Below are 15507 nucleotides of genomic sequence, written 5' to 3'. Positions count from 1 at the left end.
CCGTTAATTAAAACGGCAACTTTGCATCTGGCTTAGCAGCCAACAGTACAGCCTTAAATTCTGCCTGAATGCGGGCAATCGCCTCTTCGCTATCCGCCTCAAAACGCATGACCACGACTGGGGTGGTATTGGATGGTCTCGCAAGTCCAAAGCCATCGGCATATTCCACCCGCACGCCATCAATCGTGTTGATGGACTCTGAAGTAGGGAACTTGGCATTAGCTTTAATGGTTTCGAGCAATGCAAAAGGCTCACCTTCAGCGCAAGCCAGTTGCAGTTCTGGCGTGCAAATCGCATTAGGGAGTTCATTGAGCGTTTGATTGGGATCTTTTTCTTTAGAAAGAATCTCTAACAGGCGGGCGCCGGTATACAAGCCATCATCAAATCCAAACCAGCGGTCTTTAAAGAAGATGTGACCAGACATTTCACCTGCGAGAGGTGCGCCTGTTTCTTTGAGCTTGGCTTTGACTAATGAATGGCCTGTTTTCCACATCAAAGGCTCGCCACCATGCCGTTTAATGTAGCTAGCCAGGTTACGCGTGCACTTGACGTCGTAAATAATCTGGCTGCCAGGATTGCGGGAGAGAACGTCTTTAGCAAAGAGCATCATTTGGCGGTCTGGAAAAATCACTTGACCATCTTTGGTAACCACGCCCAAGCGATCAGCGTCACCGTCAAAGGCAAGACCTAATTCATTATCGGTAGTCTGCAGATTTTTAATGAGATCTTGTAGGTTCTCAATATGGGCAGGATCAGGGTGGTGATTCGGAAAATGCCCATCAACCTCACAAAAGAGTTCTTGAACTTCACAACCTAGAGCTCTAAATAGCTTGCCAGCAAATGCACCGCCGACACCATTGCCGCAATCAACGGCAATCTTCATAGGGCGAGTCAACTTCACATCACCGACAATGTGCTTGAGATACATCGGGAAAATGTCAAATGTAGAGCGACTTCCTTGGCCAGTCGCAAACTTCTTAGCTTCAATTCGCTGACGCAAAGCTTGGATCTGATCGCCATAGATTGCAGCACCACCCAAAACCATCTTAAATCCGTTGTAGTTTGGTGGGTTATGACTGCCCGTAATCATGATGCCGGATTTAGGTTTCTTGCCATCAAGGGCCTGATTGGCGCCAAAGTACACCATGGGTGTAGCCACCATACCTAGGTCGATCACATTGATACCAGTCGATAAAAGACCTTCGGTTAAGGCTGTAATTAAGCTAGGGCCAGATAAGCGACCATCACGACCGATGACAATTTCAGTTTCACCAAGCTCACGCATTTCGGTACCAAAGGCTTGGCCAATCAATTTGGCGATAGATGGATCTAAAGTCTCATCAATAATGCCGCGAATGTCATAAGCTTTAAAAATGGATGGCGATAGCTGCACGGTAAACCCTAACGTTGATCAAAACTAACTATTTAATAAATTAATACGCGCAGCAGTAACAGCATCGATACTGTCATTGGCTTCTATAGGCGAGCCAGTCAGAAGTGCTTTCTCAATCGGCTTGGCCAGGACCTTGCCGTACTCAACCCCAGGTTGATCAAAGCTATTGATATTCCATAGTGCGCCAAGGCTAGCAGCACGGTTTTCATAGAGGGCTAAAAGAGCACCCAGATAAAAAGCATTGAGCTCTGGCAAAAGCAGTAAGTTACTCGGACGATTGCCAGGATAAACATCGTTCGGATTATCGGCGGCTTTACCGTGCGCTAAAGCCTGCGCCTGGGCTAAGCAGTTAGATAGCAAGATACGGTGATGTGCTACAGCTTCTGGGCGATCACTCATCGGCTTACTCACTGCAATGAAGTCAATCGGGACTATATCGCTACCTTGATGGAGCAGTTGGAAGTAGGAGTGCTGTGCGTTACTACCGGCGCTACCAAAGACTACGGGTGAAGAGTGCTTTACTGGCTTGCCATCGCGGTCGATAGACTTACCATTGCTTTCCATATCGAGCTGCTGCAACCACTTCGGGAACCAATCCAAAGCATCCGCATACGGAATGGCTGCGTAGGCCTTAATACCCAGAGTTTCTTGCTGATGCAAGAGGGCAAGCGCCATGATGACTGGCAGATTTTGCTCAAGTGGCGCATTCTTAAAATGCAAATCCATGGCATGAGCACCAGACAAAAATTCTTCAAAGGTTTTAAACCCATATTGCAGGGCAATTGGCAGACCAACAGCAGACCATACTGAATAACGACCACCTACCCAGTCCCAGAATGGGTAGATATTGTCTTCCTCGACGCCAAACTCTCTGGCGGCAGGAACGTTGGCAGTTACAGCAAATAAAGAATTTGTAATTTGACTCTTAGTGCAGTCATTTGCCTTGAGCCAAGCCAAAACAGCCTTGGCATTCATGGTGGTTTCTAGAGTCGTGAATGATTTAGAAACAATCACAACGCGGGTGCTGTTGGGTTGAGCGCGATCCAGAATGCGGGCTAGCTCGGCAGTATCAATATTGGCTAAGAAGTGCATGCGCATGCCACGGCTCTCAATGCCAGGAACATGGGCTAAGGCTTCAATGGCCAAGCGGGGGCCAAAGTCTGATCCACCAATACCAATATGAATGACATCTGTGACTCCAACCCATTTATTGCAAAGCGCCTCGATGCGGCGCCATACCTCTGTAACTGCTGGCATAACATCTTTGCCATCAAGCATGACGGGTGATTTAGAAAGATTGCGCAAAGCAGAATGGAGGGCAGGGCGATCTTCGCTCAGATTGATATGTTTACCCGCAAACAGATCGGCAATAAAACCTTCAAGCTTGGATTTTCGGGCAAATGTGAATAGCTCCACCCACTGTGCCGCATTGATATTTTGGTAAGCGGTATCGAGCACCACATCAACGGCTGTATGGGTGCTGGTATCGATATTTTCAGGTCTAGAAGACATTCTCAGATTTTATCAAGAAGGGCCGCTAAATCCCCTAAAACACTGAAAATGCTAGGATTTCGGTATATTCCTAGTTATGAATGCAAAGCGGAACCAATAGATGGAGTATGTTGACTGTGTCGTTATCGGCGCTGGAGTGGTTGGGCTAGCGGTTGCACGAGAAATGGCGCTCCAAGGCCGGGAAACAATTTTGCTAGAAAGAGAAGGCTCTTTTGGCACGATTAGTAGCGCTCGTAATAGTGAAGTGATTCATGCTGGCATCTACTATCCAAAAGATTCCCTCAAAGCAAAGTTATGTGTCGAAGGCAATCGATTGCTTTATGAATACTGCCGTAGTCATCAAGTAGCGACTCAGCCTTATGGCAAGCTCATCGTTGCCGATGACTCCCAGATAAATGATCTGCAAGCGCTTCTGTATAAAGCACAAAATAATGGTGTCCCAGAAATTAAACTGATTTCAGGTGAAGAAGCAAAACAGCTCGAACCAAAACTGAAGTGTTCTGCCGCAATTCTTTCTGGAAGCACCGGTATTGTGGATAGTCATGGCTATATGCTTTCCCTGCTTGGTGGGCTTGAAGATGCCGGCGGCATGATTGCTTATCATTCACCGCTAGTATGTGCAACGCCTATTGGACAAGGGGCAGATGGTGGTTTTGAATTAGAAATCGGTGGACCCGATGGTATGAAGCTGCAAACCAAGTTACTAATTAACTGCGCTGGTATGAGCGCTCCTGCAGTTGCGCAAAAGATTGAGGGCCTTAGTAATGATCAGATACCCAAAGCCTACTTTGCAAAAGGAAATTACTTTTCACTTTCTGGCAAATCACCGTTTACTCATTTGATTTATCCCATACCTGAGCCTGGTGGTCTTGGCGTGCATCTCACCTTAGATATGGGTGGCCAAGCGAAGTTTGGACCCGATGTGGAATGGTTGGACATTGATGCTGAAGAGCGGATTGATTACACCGTTGATCCTAAAAGAGGTGAGGGCTTTTATGAGGCTGTACGTCGTTATTGGCCAGAGCTCAAAGACAACTCCTTACAGCCAGATTATTCGGGGGTGAGGGCTAAAATCGTGCCACCGAATAGCCCAGCAGGAGATTTCTGCTTTAACACCCCTCAGGACCATGGTCTCCAAGGCCTATATAACTTATATGGCTTTGAGTCCCCAGGACTAACCTCCAGCATCGCTATTGCCAGGTATTTAGAAGGAAAAATCAAAAGTTCTCTATAATCTAGGGCTTGGATCCAACCGAGGTTCACACTAAAGGAAGAGTGGCAGAGCGGTTGAATGCACCAGTCTTGAAAACTGGCGAGGATGAAAGTCCTCCGTGAGTTCGAATCTCACCTCTTCCGCCACATACAACATCAGAGCCCCTAAACAAGGGGCTCTTTGTTTTTGGGGTCCCTCTACCCACCACTCTACCCACCAGCAAAACATTGTCTAGATTTGGATTGAGTTGGATATAGATGGGTGAGAAACTTCCCCGCAACGCTTGGCAAGATACTCGTAAATATCAAAGGAGGGTAGGTTCTCGACGCCGTTAATGACTGGAACATCCCCATAGCTCAAAAAAGCAGTTCTGAGCCGTTCAGAGCCTATAAATGCGTTGATGGGGGATTGAAGAAAGTCGTCCACAACCTTCTTGCATGCTTCGATTGCGTCGTCCAGGTTGTCAAACTCCCCAATGCGTACCCAGGGGCCCTGTTTGCTCCTTCTAAAGTCGCTGTAAACATCAACGCTAAATAATTTTGATAAGTTGATTGCTTCCATAGTCATCCCCTGAGTTTTCCGTAGGATTGTTAGCTTACCCTCAGGGGATACCCATCATTCAATTGGTGGATTGTGCAGACCGCTCTCGAATAAATGCTTGTACTTGTTCGATTGTCCAGAAAGATGATCGACCAATCTTGATTGGTTTCGGAAATTCACCTTTCTGAACCATTAGCCAAAACTTAGATTTAGAAACTGGCATCACTTTCAATATTTGAGGAATTCTCATCAAAGTAATAGGTGGGATTTGGGGGCTGGATTGACTCATCACCATCTCCTTAGCGGGCGCGTTTTACATTTTTACGATAAACCTGCAACGCCATCTTTGCAGAACTCATTTTTGTGTATCCATAAGATCGATACAAACTATACAAACGAAATGCCACCATTTAATTTAATCTCCTATTGTGTTTTGTTATGCATCATTTTGTGTGCTGCTGAAGTGCAATGTAGTCAATGGAATTTTGGTGGTCAACCAAATGTCAATACCCACTTTGAAGACGCATATTAATTTTTGACTACAAAAAAATATTTATTCATAGAAGTGTCACAAGCCATATAAATAAATGGCTACAGACTTGTCAGAAGTTTCTGATAGCACAAAGAGGTTGGTGGACACGCGTAGATCAATAAACACTTCAGACAAAGAAAATCATTCTCACGAATATCTCAAACATGGATTACAGCGAATTGATGAATAAATAAATTAAAGAAAAATTCAGAAAAAACGCGTTTGACGATACGCTTTCTGATTGTTAGATTCATCTCTTGCAAAAAATATTGCACGCAAGAAAAAGAACTACACGGAGACAGATCGAGATGAATTACTACGAGCATCACATTGGGGATTACGCAGAGGCGACTGCGCATCTTACATTCATAGAGGATGCAACTTACAGCCGCCTCATCAGAAAGTACTACGCAACAGAAAAGCCCCTACCTATTGAAATCAAGTTGGTACAAAGATTGATCAACGCACGATCAAAAGAAGAAAAAAATGCAGTTGTCTCCGTTCTCAATGAATTTTTTACCCTTTGTGATGATGGCTGGAGACAAGAGCGCTGTGACCATGAAATTGCCCGCTTCAAAGACAAACAACTTAAAGCCAGGCGTAGTGCAGAAGGTAGGTGGCAATCATTTCCATCGGACGAATCTCAACCCGAAATCACCCCCAATAAAGGATGCGAACGCAATGCGACCGCAATGCGAACGCATTGCTCACCAGACACCAAACACCAGTCACCAGTAACCAATCTCCATACACCAGGCAAACAAAACAATGGGGGTGAAAAGGAAAAAATTCCCCAAGGACCACCCATTCCAGCTGACGAAGAAAAAGTTTTTCAGGCGCGTATTGAAAAATATAAAAGCTTTGCAGCCATGATCAGCAAGGAGGGCAGAGCTATAGCCGTAGATGACTACCGCATTCGGGACATCGTCAATCTCGGGGTAACGGAGGCTGAGGTGGCAGAGGCTATCGCCACGGCAAAGGAGACGCGCATGAAGGTCTCAAACCCAACCCCGATCAATGCGGGCTATGTATTGGCAATACTCAAAGGGGCGCGTAAGAAGGCAGAGGCTGCTAGCGCAGACGAAGAAGCCTGGTGGAAAACCAATGAAGGCATAGACGCCAAAGGCAGGGAACTAGCAATGAATGCCCAAGGATCTGAAAGCTACGATTCCTTCAAAACCCGAATATTTACCGAGCTACGCAAACGCCAGGAAGCCATGGAGAAGTCCAATGCAAGTTAATCACGCCATAGCCGGAGTCATTGATCGCTTAGACATGGAAGACTTTCCCATCGGATCAAAGGTAAAGACTCCAAGTGGGCGCGTAGGTACAGTCGTAAAGCATCGTGGAGCCCAAAGCCGACATGACTTATTCCAAAGAATCATCATTGAATTTGATGAGCCTATTGGTGATTCAGTTGCATTGCAACCCCATCTGTTGAAGCTCATCAAAGAACCAACAGTCACCTCATGATTGAAAATAATCAAAAGAAATCAAAGGGCGGAAAAAGACAGGGGGCTGGTCGTAAGACTGGCAGCCTAACTAAGCGCACCCGCCAGATTGCTGAGGCTGTTGCTACCCAGGGGATAACACCCCTAGAAGTCATGATGAAGGTAATGCACCAACTATATGAAGAAGCTGGCAATGTTCAAGAAGAGGGGTTTGGCGATAGGGCATCAGCAAATGAAGCTCGCATAAAGCTTCTGAACCTGGCTGCCACTGTCGGAAGACATGCCGCACCTTATGTTCATCCACGCCTATCCGCTATTGAGCACACCGGTAAAGATGGCGCACCCCTACAAAGCGGAGTCTTGGTAGTGCCAAGCGCTATGAGCATAGATGAGTGGGAACAGGCTGCCCAAGCAAAACACTAGTGAATTAAACAAAACCAATGAAAACCATCTGGGCACCATTGCCCGGTAGCCAGACTTTGTTTCTAACTTGCCCTGTATATGAAGTACTCCTAGAGGGCACCAGAGGAGGAGGTAAGACTGATACCTTGTTAATGAGCTATGCCCAGCATGTAGGTAGAGGCTTTGGTGATCATTGGCGCGGCACACTCTTTCGATTGACCTATCCCCAACTGGCTGACGTAGTAGCCAAGAGCAAGCGCTGGTTCTATCAAATCTTCCCAGGCGCCAAATTTAATGAATCAGACTATGTATGGAAGTGGCCAACTGGAGAGATGCTGTACTTCCGTTATGGAGCGAATGAAGATGACTACTGGAATTACCATGGCCACGAATACCCCTGGTTAGGATTTGAAGAACTTACCAACTGGCGCAACCTCTCTTTTTACGAGGCCATGCATTCCACTTGCCGGTCTTCTCATCCTGGAATGCCGCGAATGGTGCGAGCTACTTGCAATCCATTTGGAGTGGGCCATGCATCGGTCAAGGAAAGATTTCAGATTGGGGCAATACCTGCTGGACAGATCATCAGGCAAGAGGGCGCACTCCCAAGAGTCAGAATTCATTCGACTATTTATGAGAACACCCATCTCCTAAAAAACGACCCGAACTATCTGATGAGTCTAGAGTCATTAAGCGATCCAAACAGGCGCAGAGCATGGTTAGAGGGAGATTGGGATATCCACGTGGGAAGTTTCTTGGAAGGCGTATGGCAGCCCTCTAAGCATGTTGTAGAGCCTTTTGCTATACCGCCAACATGGAAAGTATGGCGATCTATGGATTGGGGCTATGCCAGACCATATGCTGTTTATTGGTTTGCCTTATCCAACGACGGAGTCTATTACCTATGGAGAGAGCTCTATGGAAGCGGTGATAAAGAAAACACGGGTACCAGAGAGGATGCAACGGTTGTGGCGGAGAAGATCAAAAAGATAGAAATTCATGACCAACGACTTGGTTATGAATACCGCATGAACTTAGCTGACCCATCTATCTTCTCAAAAATTGGCGCAGAGCGATCCATCGGCCAGATCTTCAGGGATAAAGGAGTGAAATGGACCGAAGCCTACAACGCCCCTAGAAGCAGAGTAAACGGCGCACAAGAAATCATCCGACTACTAGCTGAGGATAGACTCAAGATCTTCTCAACTTGTAAGCATTGGTTAAGAACCATCCCCCAACTGCCACCAGATTCATTGAATCCGGAAGATGTGGATACCGATGCAGAAGACCATGCTTGGGATGCAACTAGATACGGGGTGATGCGGGCGAGAAGAGTTGCCGATACTGTTGTTTGATAAACGAAAAGTCTGCTTTACATCCCATTTCTGCCGTTCAGTTAAGTTTTTTTGTGGCGCCTGATCGGCGGAGAACGGCCAATATCTAACACTCCAGTATTTGCATTGGAGATAAAAGTAATTTTGTTTATTGAGCAATCCTAGAGTAGGATAGAGATGAATGTCTCCTACTGGCTGTAAATTCATACCTGCGGAATTTGCAGGTATTTTTTAATTTTTAACGGGATTTTCAATTGAGAGTTATTTACATTCAATTGAAGAGAGTGATTCGAGCGTTGAGCATGTCTAAATGCAGGTTTCATAGGTCAAAATAAGTCCATGACAACAGTAATCGTTCAAGGAAGCGGGGATGTCGGATCAGCCATCGCCCATCAGCTATTTCTTCATGGTGCAAAAGTCATTATTTCCGATGAAATTGCACCCGCACATCTTCGCAGAGGGATGAGCTTTGTCGACGCCTACTACCAAGGTTTTGCACAATTGGAGGGGGTTGCTGCTCAATACGTAATTCATTTGCCGTCCGAGCGTCTCGAGGAGATATTGGTTTGTAGCTTAGATGTTGAAGCATTACTTGCGCAAACGAAGGCTGAGGTTGTTATTGATGCCCGTATGAAGAAGAGATCCACCCCACAAATACCGGCTTGGAAAACCCAGTACAAAACCTTATTGATAGGTCTAGGCCCAGGCTTCGAAACTAACACTAATTGTGATATCGCAATTGAAACTGCCTGGGGTGAATCATTAGGTGGGGAAGTCATTGGGTCTACCAAACCCCTGGAAGGTGAGCCTCGCCCCATAGACGGCTTTACAAGAGAGCGCATTGTTTACGCTCCAAAAGCAGGCATATGGAATAACACACAAAATATTGGCGATGTGGTTCAGGCGGAAGATGTTTTAGGGCATATTGGTGGTGATGCAATTATGGCGCCAATGTCAGGCATTCTTAAGGGAATTAGTCATCATGGCTCGTATGTAAAAGTGCAGCAAAAGATTATTGAAATTGATCCTTCTGGAAATGCTCAGTTAGAAGGCATAGGTGAGAGGCCAAGAAAAATTGCTCAAGGCGTGGTCAATGCAATAAAAAAGAGAGGCTGGGGTAGGACATTGAGTGGCATAGAATGATTACATGACAAATCTAAACTTAGATAAAGCATCGGAAATAAAGAATCTGGCATTAGTAGACTTTTCATCGCTATATCTAGACTTAAATTCATCGCCACAGGGGTTGTCTTTAGAGCAATGGCAGCTCAATTATCAAAAATATGGCAAAAATATTCTCGCTATTGAAAGGCGAGAGTGGCTCATCATTCGATTTCTACGTTTATTTTTCTCCCCTCTCTCGATTTTGCTGATTGTTTTATCGCTTGCCTCCTACTTGACTGGGGAATCAAGAGGGGCTGTATTGATAGCTTTGATGGTATTTTTATCAGCTACGCTAACCTTTGTTCAGGAATATAAATCCAACAATGCGGCGCAGAAACTGAAAGCCTTAGTTAGCACCAAAGTTTTGGTTTGTAGGGCGGGTGTTGAGATTGAGGTCGATCTTGATCAGATTGTTCCTGGTGATGTAGTCAGGTTAACAGTAGGTGATCTCATTCCGGCAGATGTCAGAATTATTAGCAGCAAAGATTTATTTGTTAATCAAGCATCCCTGACCGGTGAATCTCTGCCAACTGAGAAGTCACATATTTGCTTAGATAAAAACGCATCCTCTTCTTTTGACTGGAGTAATCTAGCCTACATGGGAAGCCATGTGGTGTCAGGTATGGGTGATGCTTTGGTCCTCAAAACAGGTGGTTCTAGTTTTTTTGGGGAGATAGCAAGGCAGACGACAGCACAGGTCAAACAATCGAGCTTTGATGAGGGAATTACTCAGTTCACCTGGCTGATGATCCGAATCATGATGTTCATGATCCCAGCAGTATTTTTAATTAATGGGCTAATCAAGGGCAGCTGGCTAGAGGCAGCCTTATTTGCTATTGCCGTGGGTGTTGGTCTGGCTCCAGAAATGTTGCCGATGCTAGTGACAGTCAATCTAGCAAAAGGTGCGATATCTTTATCCAAGAAAAAAGTGATTGTTAAGCGCTTAAATGCGGTACAAAACTTGGGCGCAATGAATATCTTATGTACTGATAAAACAGGCACTCTGACGCAAAACGAAATTATTTTAGAAAAGCATATCGACGTTAATGGAAACGATAGCGCTCAGGTATTAGAGTATGCATACCTTAATAGCCATTACCAAACAGGCTTAAAAAATCTAATGGATGTGGCGATACTCAAGCACGTTGATATTCATGAAAGGCTACATGGCAATGATTCTTATCAGAAGATAGATGAAATACCCTTTGATTTTGAAAGACGACGCTTATCCGTAGTGCTTAGAAAAAATAATGAAAAAAATATATTAATTTGTAAAGGAGCTGTAGAGGAAATATTTACTTGTTGCAGGTCCGCACAAATAGGTGACGATCAAATAGTATTGACTTTAGAGCATCGGAAAGATCTTGAGCGGGTTGTTGCGGATCTTAATAATGATGGGTTTCGGGTAATAGCTGTGGCCATACGCCAAGAGCAGTCGCTAGATAAGGCTTATAGTCCGGCCGATGAAGTGGACTTGATATTAATAGGGTATGTAGCTTTTCTTGATCCCCCCAAAGAATCTGCCAAGCAAGCAATCGCAGCTTTGCGGGGCTGTGGAGTTGAGGTCAAAATTTTGACTGGTGATAATGAGCTCATCACCCGTAAGATTTGTCATGAGGTGGGGCTGCCTATTAATCAGGTAGTTTTGGGGTCTGATATTGAAGCTATGAATGATGAAGAGCTTGCAATCAAGGCAATTTCGGCTCAGATCTATGCCAAAATGTCCCCCCAGCAAAAGGCAAGAGTTATTCGAGTTTTGCAGATGCAAGGCCATGTTGTGGGTTACTTGGGCGATGGTATTAATGATGGCCCTGGGCTAAAGACTGCAGATGTGAGTATTTCTGTAGACTCAGCAGTTGATATTGCTAAAGAGTCAGCCGATATCATTTTGCTAGAGAAAAGTTTGATGGTTCTCTATGAGGGTGCAGTTGAGGGTCGGCGAGTATTTGGCAATATTATGAAATACATCAAAATGTCCGCCAGCTCAAACTTTGGCAATATGTTTAGCATGCTTGGGGCAAGTGCATCGCTTCCATTTTTACCAATGGCGCCTGTACAAATTCTTCTGAATAACATGCTGTATGACTTATCGCAAACTGCAGTCCCGACAGACTCAGTTGATCCTGAATATCTGCAAAGTCCAAGAGAGTGGAATGTTAGTGGCTTAGCGCGCTATATATTTTGTATGGGACCGATAAGTTCCATTTTTGACTATCTTACCTTTGCTTTATTGTGGTTTATCCTTCGTGCGAATAGCGTGGAGATGTCGCCTTTATTTCAGACCGGTTGGTTTGTAGAGTCTTTGCTTTCGCAAACACTGGTTGTGTATATCATTCGAACCGGAAAAATTCCCTTTAAAGATAGCTGGCCAAGCCTCCCATTAGTGCTAACTACTTTGTTCATTTGTGCAGTGGGAATTGTGCTGCCTTATACAGTGCTTGGACAGCAGTTTCAGATGAGTCCCTTGCCATCAAACTATTGGTATGCAATTGCTTTCTTGCTGCCATGTTACTTGCTATTAACCCAGCTGGTGAAAATGTGGTTTGTGAAAAAGTGGGGCATTGTTTAGCTTCAAGGGCCATGTTATAAGGGTATGATTGAGCTACGAGGCAGTTAAAAATTTAACAGAGAAATAAGATGGCAATAGACTCCAATAGCTTCCGGCAAGTGTTTGAAGAAATGGGGGATCCTGCTTTTTTTCATGATTCTCAATTTAGATTAATACTTGCTAATGCAGCCTACTATCGTGAGGCTGGTGTGACTGAAGGTGAGGCTTTGGGAAGGCCATATTGGGAGATTTTCCCCAAAGGCGTCGGGCCCTTACCAGGTTGTAATGCAAGCGTGACAGGTGAGAAGCATTCATCAAATACGGATGAATTTACTGTGGGCGATAAATCATTTATTTCCCATGGATATACATTACGTGATGATTCTGGGGAGCTGGTTCATTCACTACATGTTTTGAGTGATATTACTGGGCGGATAGCCGCTGAAAAATCTTTGGCAAAAATTGCCTCTCAATTTAAATTACTGTTTGAGTCCTCTCCAGATGCCATTATGTTGCTTGATGGCAAGGAGTTTTACGATTGCAACCCAGCAACATTATCAATATTTGGCTGTGCTAAGCGTAGTGAATTTGTGGGCAAGCATCCATCTCAATTTTCTCCACCTTATCAGCCTAATGGCATGCCCTCTGATGGGATGGCCAATCAACGTATTGCTCAAGCATTTGAGAATGGTAGTAATATATTTGAGTGGGTGCATTGCAGGTTAGATGGCACTCCATTTCCGGCCGAGGTCTTACTCGTTGCATTTGAGCATGAAGGTAAACACGTTTTACAGGCTACTGTAAGAGACATTACCACTAGGGTAAATTACGAAAAAAAGCTTGCTGATGAGGCGGATAAGCTTAATCGATCTCTAGCAGGAACCGTAGCTACTATGTCTAAGGCAATGGAGTTAAGAGATCCTTATACGGCTGGGCATGAATCGCGGGTGGCACAGATTGCTTGTGCGATCGGTCAAGAGTTGGGATGGGACGAGCATCGGATAACAGGGTTGCGAATGGCGGGGCTTATTCACGATATTGGGAAAATGGGTATCCCTTCGGAAATTTTGACAAAGCCTTAGAAATTATCTGAGTTTGAGGAAAAATTAGTGCAGCAACACGCCCAGTATAGGTATGATTTATTAAAGGATATTGAGTTTCCCTGGCCAATTGCTGATATGGTGCATCAGCATCATGAGAGAATTGATGGATCTGGTTACCCATTAGGATTGAAGGGCAATGCGATTTTGCCCGAAGCAAAAGTATTGGCTGTAGCAGATATGTTGGAGGCAATGTCAACTAATCGCCCTTATCGATTTGCTCCTGGATTGCCTCTTGCAATTGCGCAAATTAAAAGTGAATCGGGAAAGCAGCTAGATGCAGATGTGGTGGCTGCTGCTGTCAGGCTATTTGGAGAAAAGCAGAGTTTAGAGCTCGCGGGATACGATATTCAGTCTTAAGAATCTTTTAGGTCGTCACTTCGCGCTGTATTTGTAGCGGATTAACAGACCTAACAAATGACCATCAGACACATAATTTGATCTTTATCAATAGGTTTGCTTGACTGTCATCCTATTGTGGAAGAATATGGAACATAATCATAAAAAATAGATTAAATGCCAAATACTCCGCAAGAAGAAAACCTTCGCTATAGACGCTTATTTGAAACCGCCTACGACGGTATTTTGATATTGGATTTTGAGACAGGGCGTATTCAAGATGTAAACCCCTATCTTATTCAAATGCTCGGTTACACCAAAGAAGAGCTTGTTGGTAAAGAGCTTTGGCAAATTGGCGCAATGGTGGATAAGAATGCTTCCATCAGAGCCTTTGCGACACTGAAAAAAGATGGCTATATCAGATACAGCGATTTGCCACTGCGCACTAAAGATGGCGATATTATTAGCGTTGAGTTTGTTAGTAATGCCTATGGCGTGAATGGCGAGAGTGTTATCCAATGCAATATTCGTGACATCACTAGCAGAAAAACCGCTGAGAGTGAATTACTTCAGTTCCAGCAAGACTATGTTCGCAATATGTATGAGATGGTTGATGCCTTAACGAAAGTGGTAGTGAGTAGAGATGCCTACACTTACCAGCATCAATTACGTGTTGCCAATTTGTGCGTAGCGATCGCTACAGAAATGAACCTACCAGTCTTTATGATTGAAGGCCTAAAGTTAGCTGCCCTCATCCACGATATTGGCAAGATTGGTATTCCTATTGAGATCCTCACTAAACCCATTGCATTAACTCAGGTGGAGATGGGCTTATTAGAAAGTCATGTTCAGACTGGCTATGACATTGTTAAAGACATCAACTTTAAGTGGCCTATTGCCCAAACCATTTATCAGCATCACTGCCGTTTAGATGGCAGCGGTTATCCAAACCACCTCAAAGGTGACAGCATTATTCGTGAAGCAAGAATATTAGGAGTGGCTGATACGGTAGAAGCAATGAGCCATAACCGACCCTATCGCCCATCACTAGGTATAGATGCGGCATTACAGGAGATTGAAAATGGCAGAAATACCAAATTTGACCCTATTGTTGTTGACGCGTGTTTGAAGTTGTTTAGGAAAGACGGATATCAATTTCCATCGATTTCGTAGAAATTAATCGGGCATAGAAGACTGCCCAATAAGGAGAGTGTGATGGCTGAAGAAAAGTTTAGTGAATATACGCAAAAGCTATATGACACCGTTTTATCCCTTCGCATCGAAGTAGATAACCTACGTAAAGCCTACAGCATTGTTCATCAACGCATTGATGAGATGGCGACCTTAGCGGATAAAAGTACCGCTGATTCACTTGCTGATGCCATTAGTATTGAAGAGTTGGCAAGGCTTGCGATGGTCGCATCTACTGTTGCTCATAAGGCGGCCACACTGATAAATGACCCCAGAGTAATTGAGAGAACTCATCAAACAGTAGTAGCGGCAGACGAGGCTTATAAAACGGCGGCATCTGCCACGATTGCCAACCAAGGCAGAACAACCAGCGGAGGGTCCCTTAAAGCGGGGGGGGGGGTAAACGTGAAAACTGATTTTAAGTGGGCGATAAATTATTTTGTATCTCGGTGCCCTTGCTTAAACTTGGCAATCATTTCGTCCAAGTCTTTTGCTGTTTCGTGAGATGTGGCGGAGCACTGAATCAGTGCTTCGTTTTTAGTGAGCCTTGCCATGTCTTCTGTAAGGCTCGCCGCTTTTGTGGATAAAGCTGCAAATTGTTCCACCAGTTTTGCTTCATTACTAAATCTTTTTTCCATGATGAATAGCTCTTGTGCATTCGCATCTAATCTATCCCGCATAATTCGATAGGCAGTTCTTAAGTTATCCACTTCTTGCGTCAAAGCAATGACCCTATCTAATAACTTTTGGGCGTATTCACCGATTTCGTCTTTGGGCATATTCGATTC

The 15507-nt window shown here is 44.6% G+C and carries 14 protein-coding genes, 1 tRNA gene and 1 pseudogene; 11 read left to right on the top strand and 5 right to left on the bottom strand.

Annotated elements, in window-relative coordinates:
• Positions 1-7: 7 nt before the first annotated feature.
• A complete protein-coding gene (locus ICN13_RS08450) occupies positions 8-1393 on the bottom strand; it encodes a phosphomannomutase/phosphoglucomutase (protein ID WP_216139920.1) in 1386 nt (461 codons plus the stop codon).
• Positions 1394-1417: 24 nt separating this feature from the next.
• Positions 1418-2905 carry a glucose-6-phosphate isomerase gene (gene pgi / locus ICN13_RS08445; RefSeq protein ID WP_216139919.1) on the bottom strand — a complete coding sequence of 496 codons (1488 nt, stop codon included), beginning with the start codon at positions 2903-2905 and terminating at the stop codon, positions 1418-1420.
• 100 nt (positions 2906-3005) lie between these two features.
• Here pgi and ICN13_RS08440 point away from each other — a divergent pair, with 100 nt between their 5' ends.
• The gene (locus tag ICN13_RS08440; protein ID WP_216139918.1) at positions 3006-4139 is read left to right on the top strand and encodes an NAD(P)/FAD-dependent oxidoreductase; all 1134 of its coding nucleotides are present in this window, start codon (positions 3006-3008) and stop codon (positions 4137-4139) included.
• 35 nt (positions 4140-4174) lie between these two features.
• A tRNA-Ser gene (locus ICN13_RS08435) sits at positions 4175-4264 on the top strand.
• 85 nt (positions 4265-4349) lie between these two features.
• On the opposite strand, the gene ICN13_RS08430 is transcribed toward ICN13_RS08435, so the two are convergent.
• Together ICN13_RS08430 and ICN13_RS08425 are read right to left on the bottom strand one after the other, a co-directional pair.
• Positions 4350-4679: a hypothetical protein gene (locus ICN13_RS08430; protein ID WP_216139917.1), complete on the bottom strand. Its 330-nt coding sequence runs from the start codon at positions 4677-4679 to the stop codon at positions 4350-4352.
• Positions 4680-4737: 58 nt separating this feature from the next.
• Positions 4738-4947, bottom strand: coding sequence for an AlpA family transcriptional regulator (locus ICN13_RS08425; RefSeq protein ID WP_216139916.1), 210 nt, complete (start codon positions 4945-4947; stop codon positions 4738-4740).
• Between the two features lie 551 nt (positions 4948-5498).
• Here ICN13_RS08425 and ICN13_RS08420 point away from each other — a divergent pair.
• From ICN13_RS08420 to ICN13_RS08375, 9 genes and pseudogenes are all read left to right on the top strand, one after another.
• Positions 5499-6431, top strand: coding sequence for a YdaU family protein (locus ICN13_RS08420; protein ID WP_216139915.1), 933 nt, complete (start codon positions 5499-5501; stop codon positions 6429-6431).
• Entirely contained in the window at positions 6421-6663 is a 243-nt protein-coding gene (locus ICN13_RS08415) for a hypothetical protein (protein WP_216139914.1), read from the top strand. The genes ICN13_RS08420 and ICN13_RS08415 overlap by 11 nt, the downstream gene beginning before the upstream one ends.
• Positions 6660-7064: a hypothetical protein gene (locus ICN13_RS08410; protein ID WP_216139913.1), complete on the top strand. Its 405-nt coding sequence runs from the start codon at positions 6660-6662 to the stop codon at positions 7062-7064. Before ICN13_RS08415 ends, ICN13_RS08410 begins: the two co-directional genes overlap by 4 nt.
• A gap of 17 nt (positions 7065-7081) precedes the next feature.
• Entirely contained in the window at positions 7082-8398 is a 1317-nt protein-coding gene (locus tag ICN13_RS08405) for a terminase family protein (protein WP_216139912.1), read from the top strand.
• A 318-nt stretch (positions 8399-8716) separates the two neighbouring features.
• Positions 8717-9520, top strand: a complete 804-nt coding sequence (locus ICN13_RS08400; protein ID WP_216139911.1) for a hypothetical protein — start codon at positions 8717-8719, stop codon at positions 9518-9520.
• Between the two features lie 4 nt (positions 9521-9524).
• Entirely contained in the window at positions 9525-12110 is a 2586-nt protein-coding gene (gene mgtA, locus ICN13_RS08395) for a magnesium-translocating P-type ATPase (RefSeq protein ID WP_216864040.1), read from the top strand.
• A gap of 68 nt (positions 12111-12178) precedes the next feature.
• Positions 12179-13549, top strand: a pseudogene (locus ICN13_RS08390) (HD domain-containing phosphohydrolase).
• 156 nt (positions 13550-13705) lie between these two features.
• Positions 13706-14701 (top strand): HD-GYP domain-containing protein, encoded by a 996-nt coding sequence (locus ICN13_RS08380; protein WP_216139908.1) that lies wholly within the window; start codon positions 13706-13708, stop codon positions 14699-14701.
• 42 nt (positions 14702-14743) lie between these two features.
• Complete coding sequence (locus ICN13_RS08375) at positions 14744-15223, top strand: hypothetical protein (RefSeq protein WP_216139907.1); 480 nt, start codon at positions 14744-14746, stop codon at positions 15221-15223.
• On the opposite strand, the gene ICN13_RS08370 is transcribed toward ICN13_RS08375, so the two are convergent.
• Positions 15154-15498 (bottom strand): hypothetical protein, encoded by a 345-nt coding sequence (locus ICN13_RS08370; RefSeq protein ID WP_216139906.1) that lies wholly within the window; start codon positions 15496-15498, stop codon positions 15154-15156. The two genes, ICN13_RS08375 and ICN13_RS08370, sit on opposite strands and share 70 nt — an antisense overlap.
• Positions 15499-15507: the final 9 nt, after the last annotated feature.

It is taken from the genome of Polynucleobacter sp. MWH-Berg-3C6 (assembly GCF_018881855.1).
In the GTDB taxonomy this organism is placed as follows: Bacteria; Pseudomonadota; Gammaproteobacteria; order Burkholderiales; family Burkholderiaceae; genus Polynucleobacter.
The sequence above is the reverse complement of the archived record's forward strand: the minus strand, read 5'-3'. Positions and strand labels throughout refer to the sequence as shown.

Excerpts from the sequence above, each read along its gene's own strand:
- pgi (WP_216139919.1), bottom strand. The coding sequence starts at position 2,905 with ATGTCTTCTAGACCTGAAAATATCGATACCAGCACCCATACAGCCGTT.
- ICN13_RS08440 (WP_216139918.1), top strand. The coding sequence starts at position 3,006 with ATGGAGTATGTTGACTGTGTCGTTATCGGCGCTGGAGTGGTTGGGCTA.
- ICN13_RS08430 (WP_216139917.1), bottom strand. The coding sequence starts at position 4,679 with ATGGAAGCAATCAACTTATCAAAATTATTTAGCGTTGATGTTTACAGC.
- ICN13_RS08425 (WP_216139916.1), bottom strand. The coding sequence starts at position 4,947 with ATGAGTCAATCCAGCCCCCAAATCCCACCTATTACTTTGATGAGAATT.
- ICN13_RS08420 (WP_216139915.1), top strand. The coding sequence starts at position 5,499 with ATGAATTACTACGAGCATCACATTGGGGATTACGCAGAGGCGACTGCG.
- ICN13_RS08415 (WP_216139914.1), top strand. The coding sequence starts at position 6,421 with ATGCAAGTTAATCACGCCATAGCCGGAGTCATTGATCGCTTAGACATG.
- ICN13_RS08410 (WP_216139913.1), top strand. The coding sequence starts at position 6,660 with ATGATTGAAAATAATCAAAAGAAATCAAAGGGCGGAAAAAGACAGGGG.
- ICN13_RS08405 (WP_216139912.1), top strand. The coding sequence starts at position 7,082 with ATGAAAACCATCTGGGCACCATTGCCCGGTAGCCAGACTTTGTTTCTA.
- ICN13_RS08400 (WP_216139911.1), top strand. The coding sequence starts at position 8,717 with ATGACAACAGTAATCGTTCAAGGAAGCGGGGATGTCGGATCAGCCATC.
- mgtA (WP_216864040.1), top strand. The coding sequence starts at position 9,525 with ATGACAAATCTAAACTTAGATAAAGCATCGGAAATAAAGAATCTGGCA.
- ICN13_RS08380 (WP_216139908.1), top strand. The coding sequence starts at position 13,706 with ATGCCAAATACTCCGCAAGAAGAAAACCTTCGCTATAGACGCTTATTT.
- ICN13_RS08375 (WP_216139907.1), top strand. The coding sequence starts at position 14,744 with ATGGCTGAAGAAAAGTTTAGTGAATATACGCAAAAGCTATATGACACC.
- ICN13_RS08370 (WP_216139906.1), bottom strand. The coding sequence starts at position 15,498 with ATGCCCAAAGACGAAATCGGTGAATACGCCCAAAAGTTATTAGATAGG.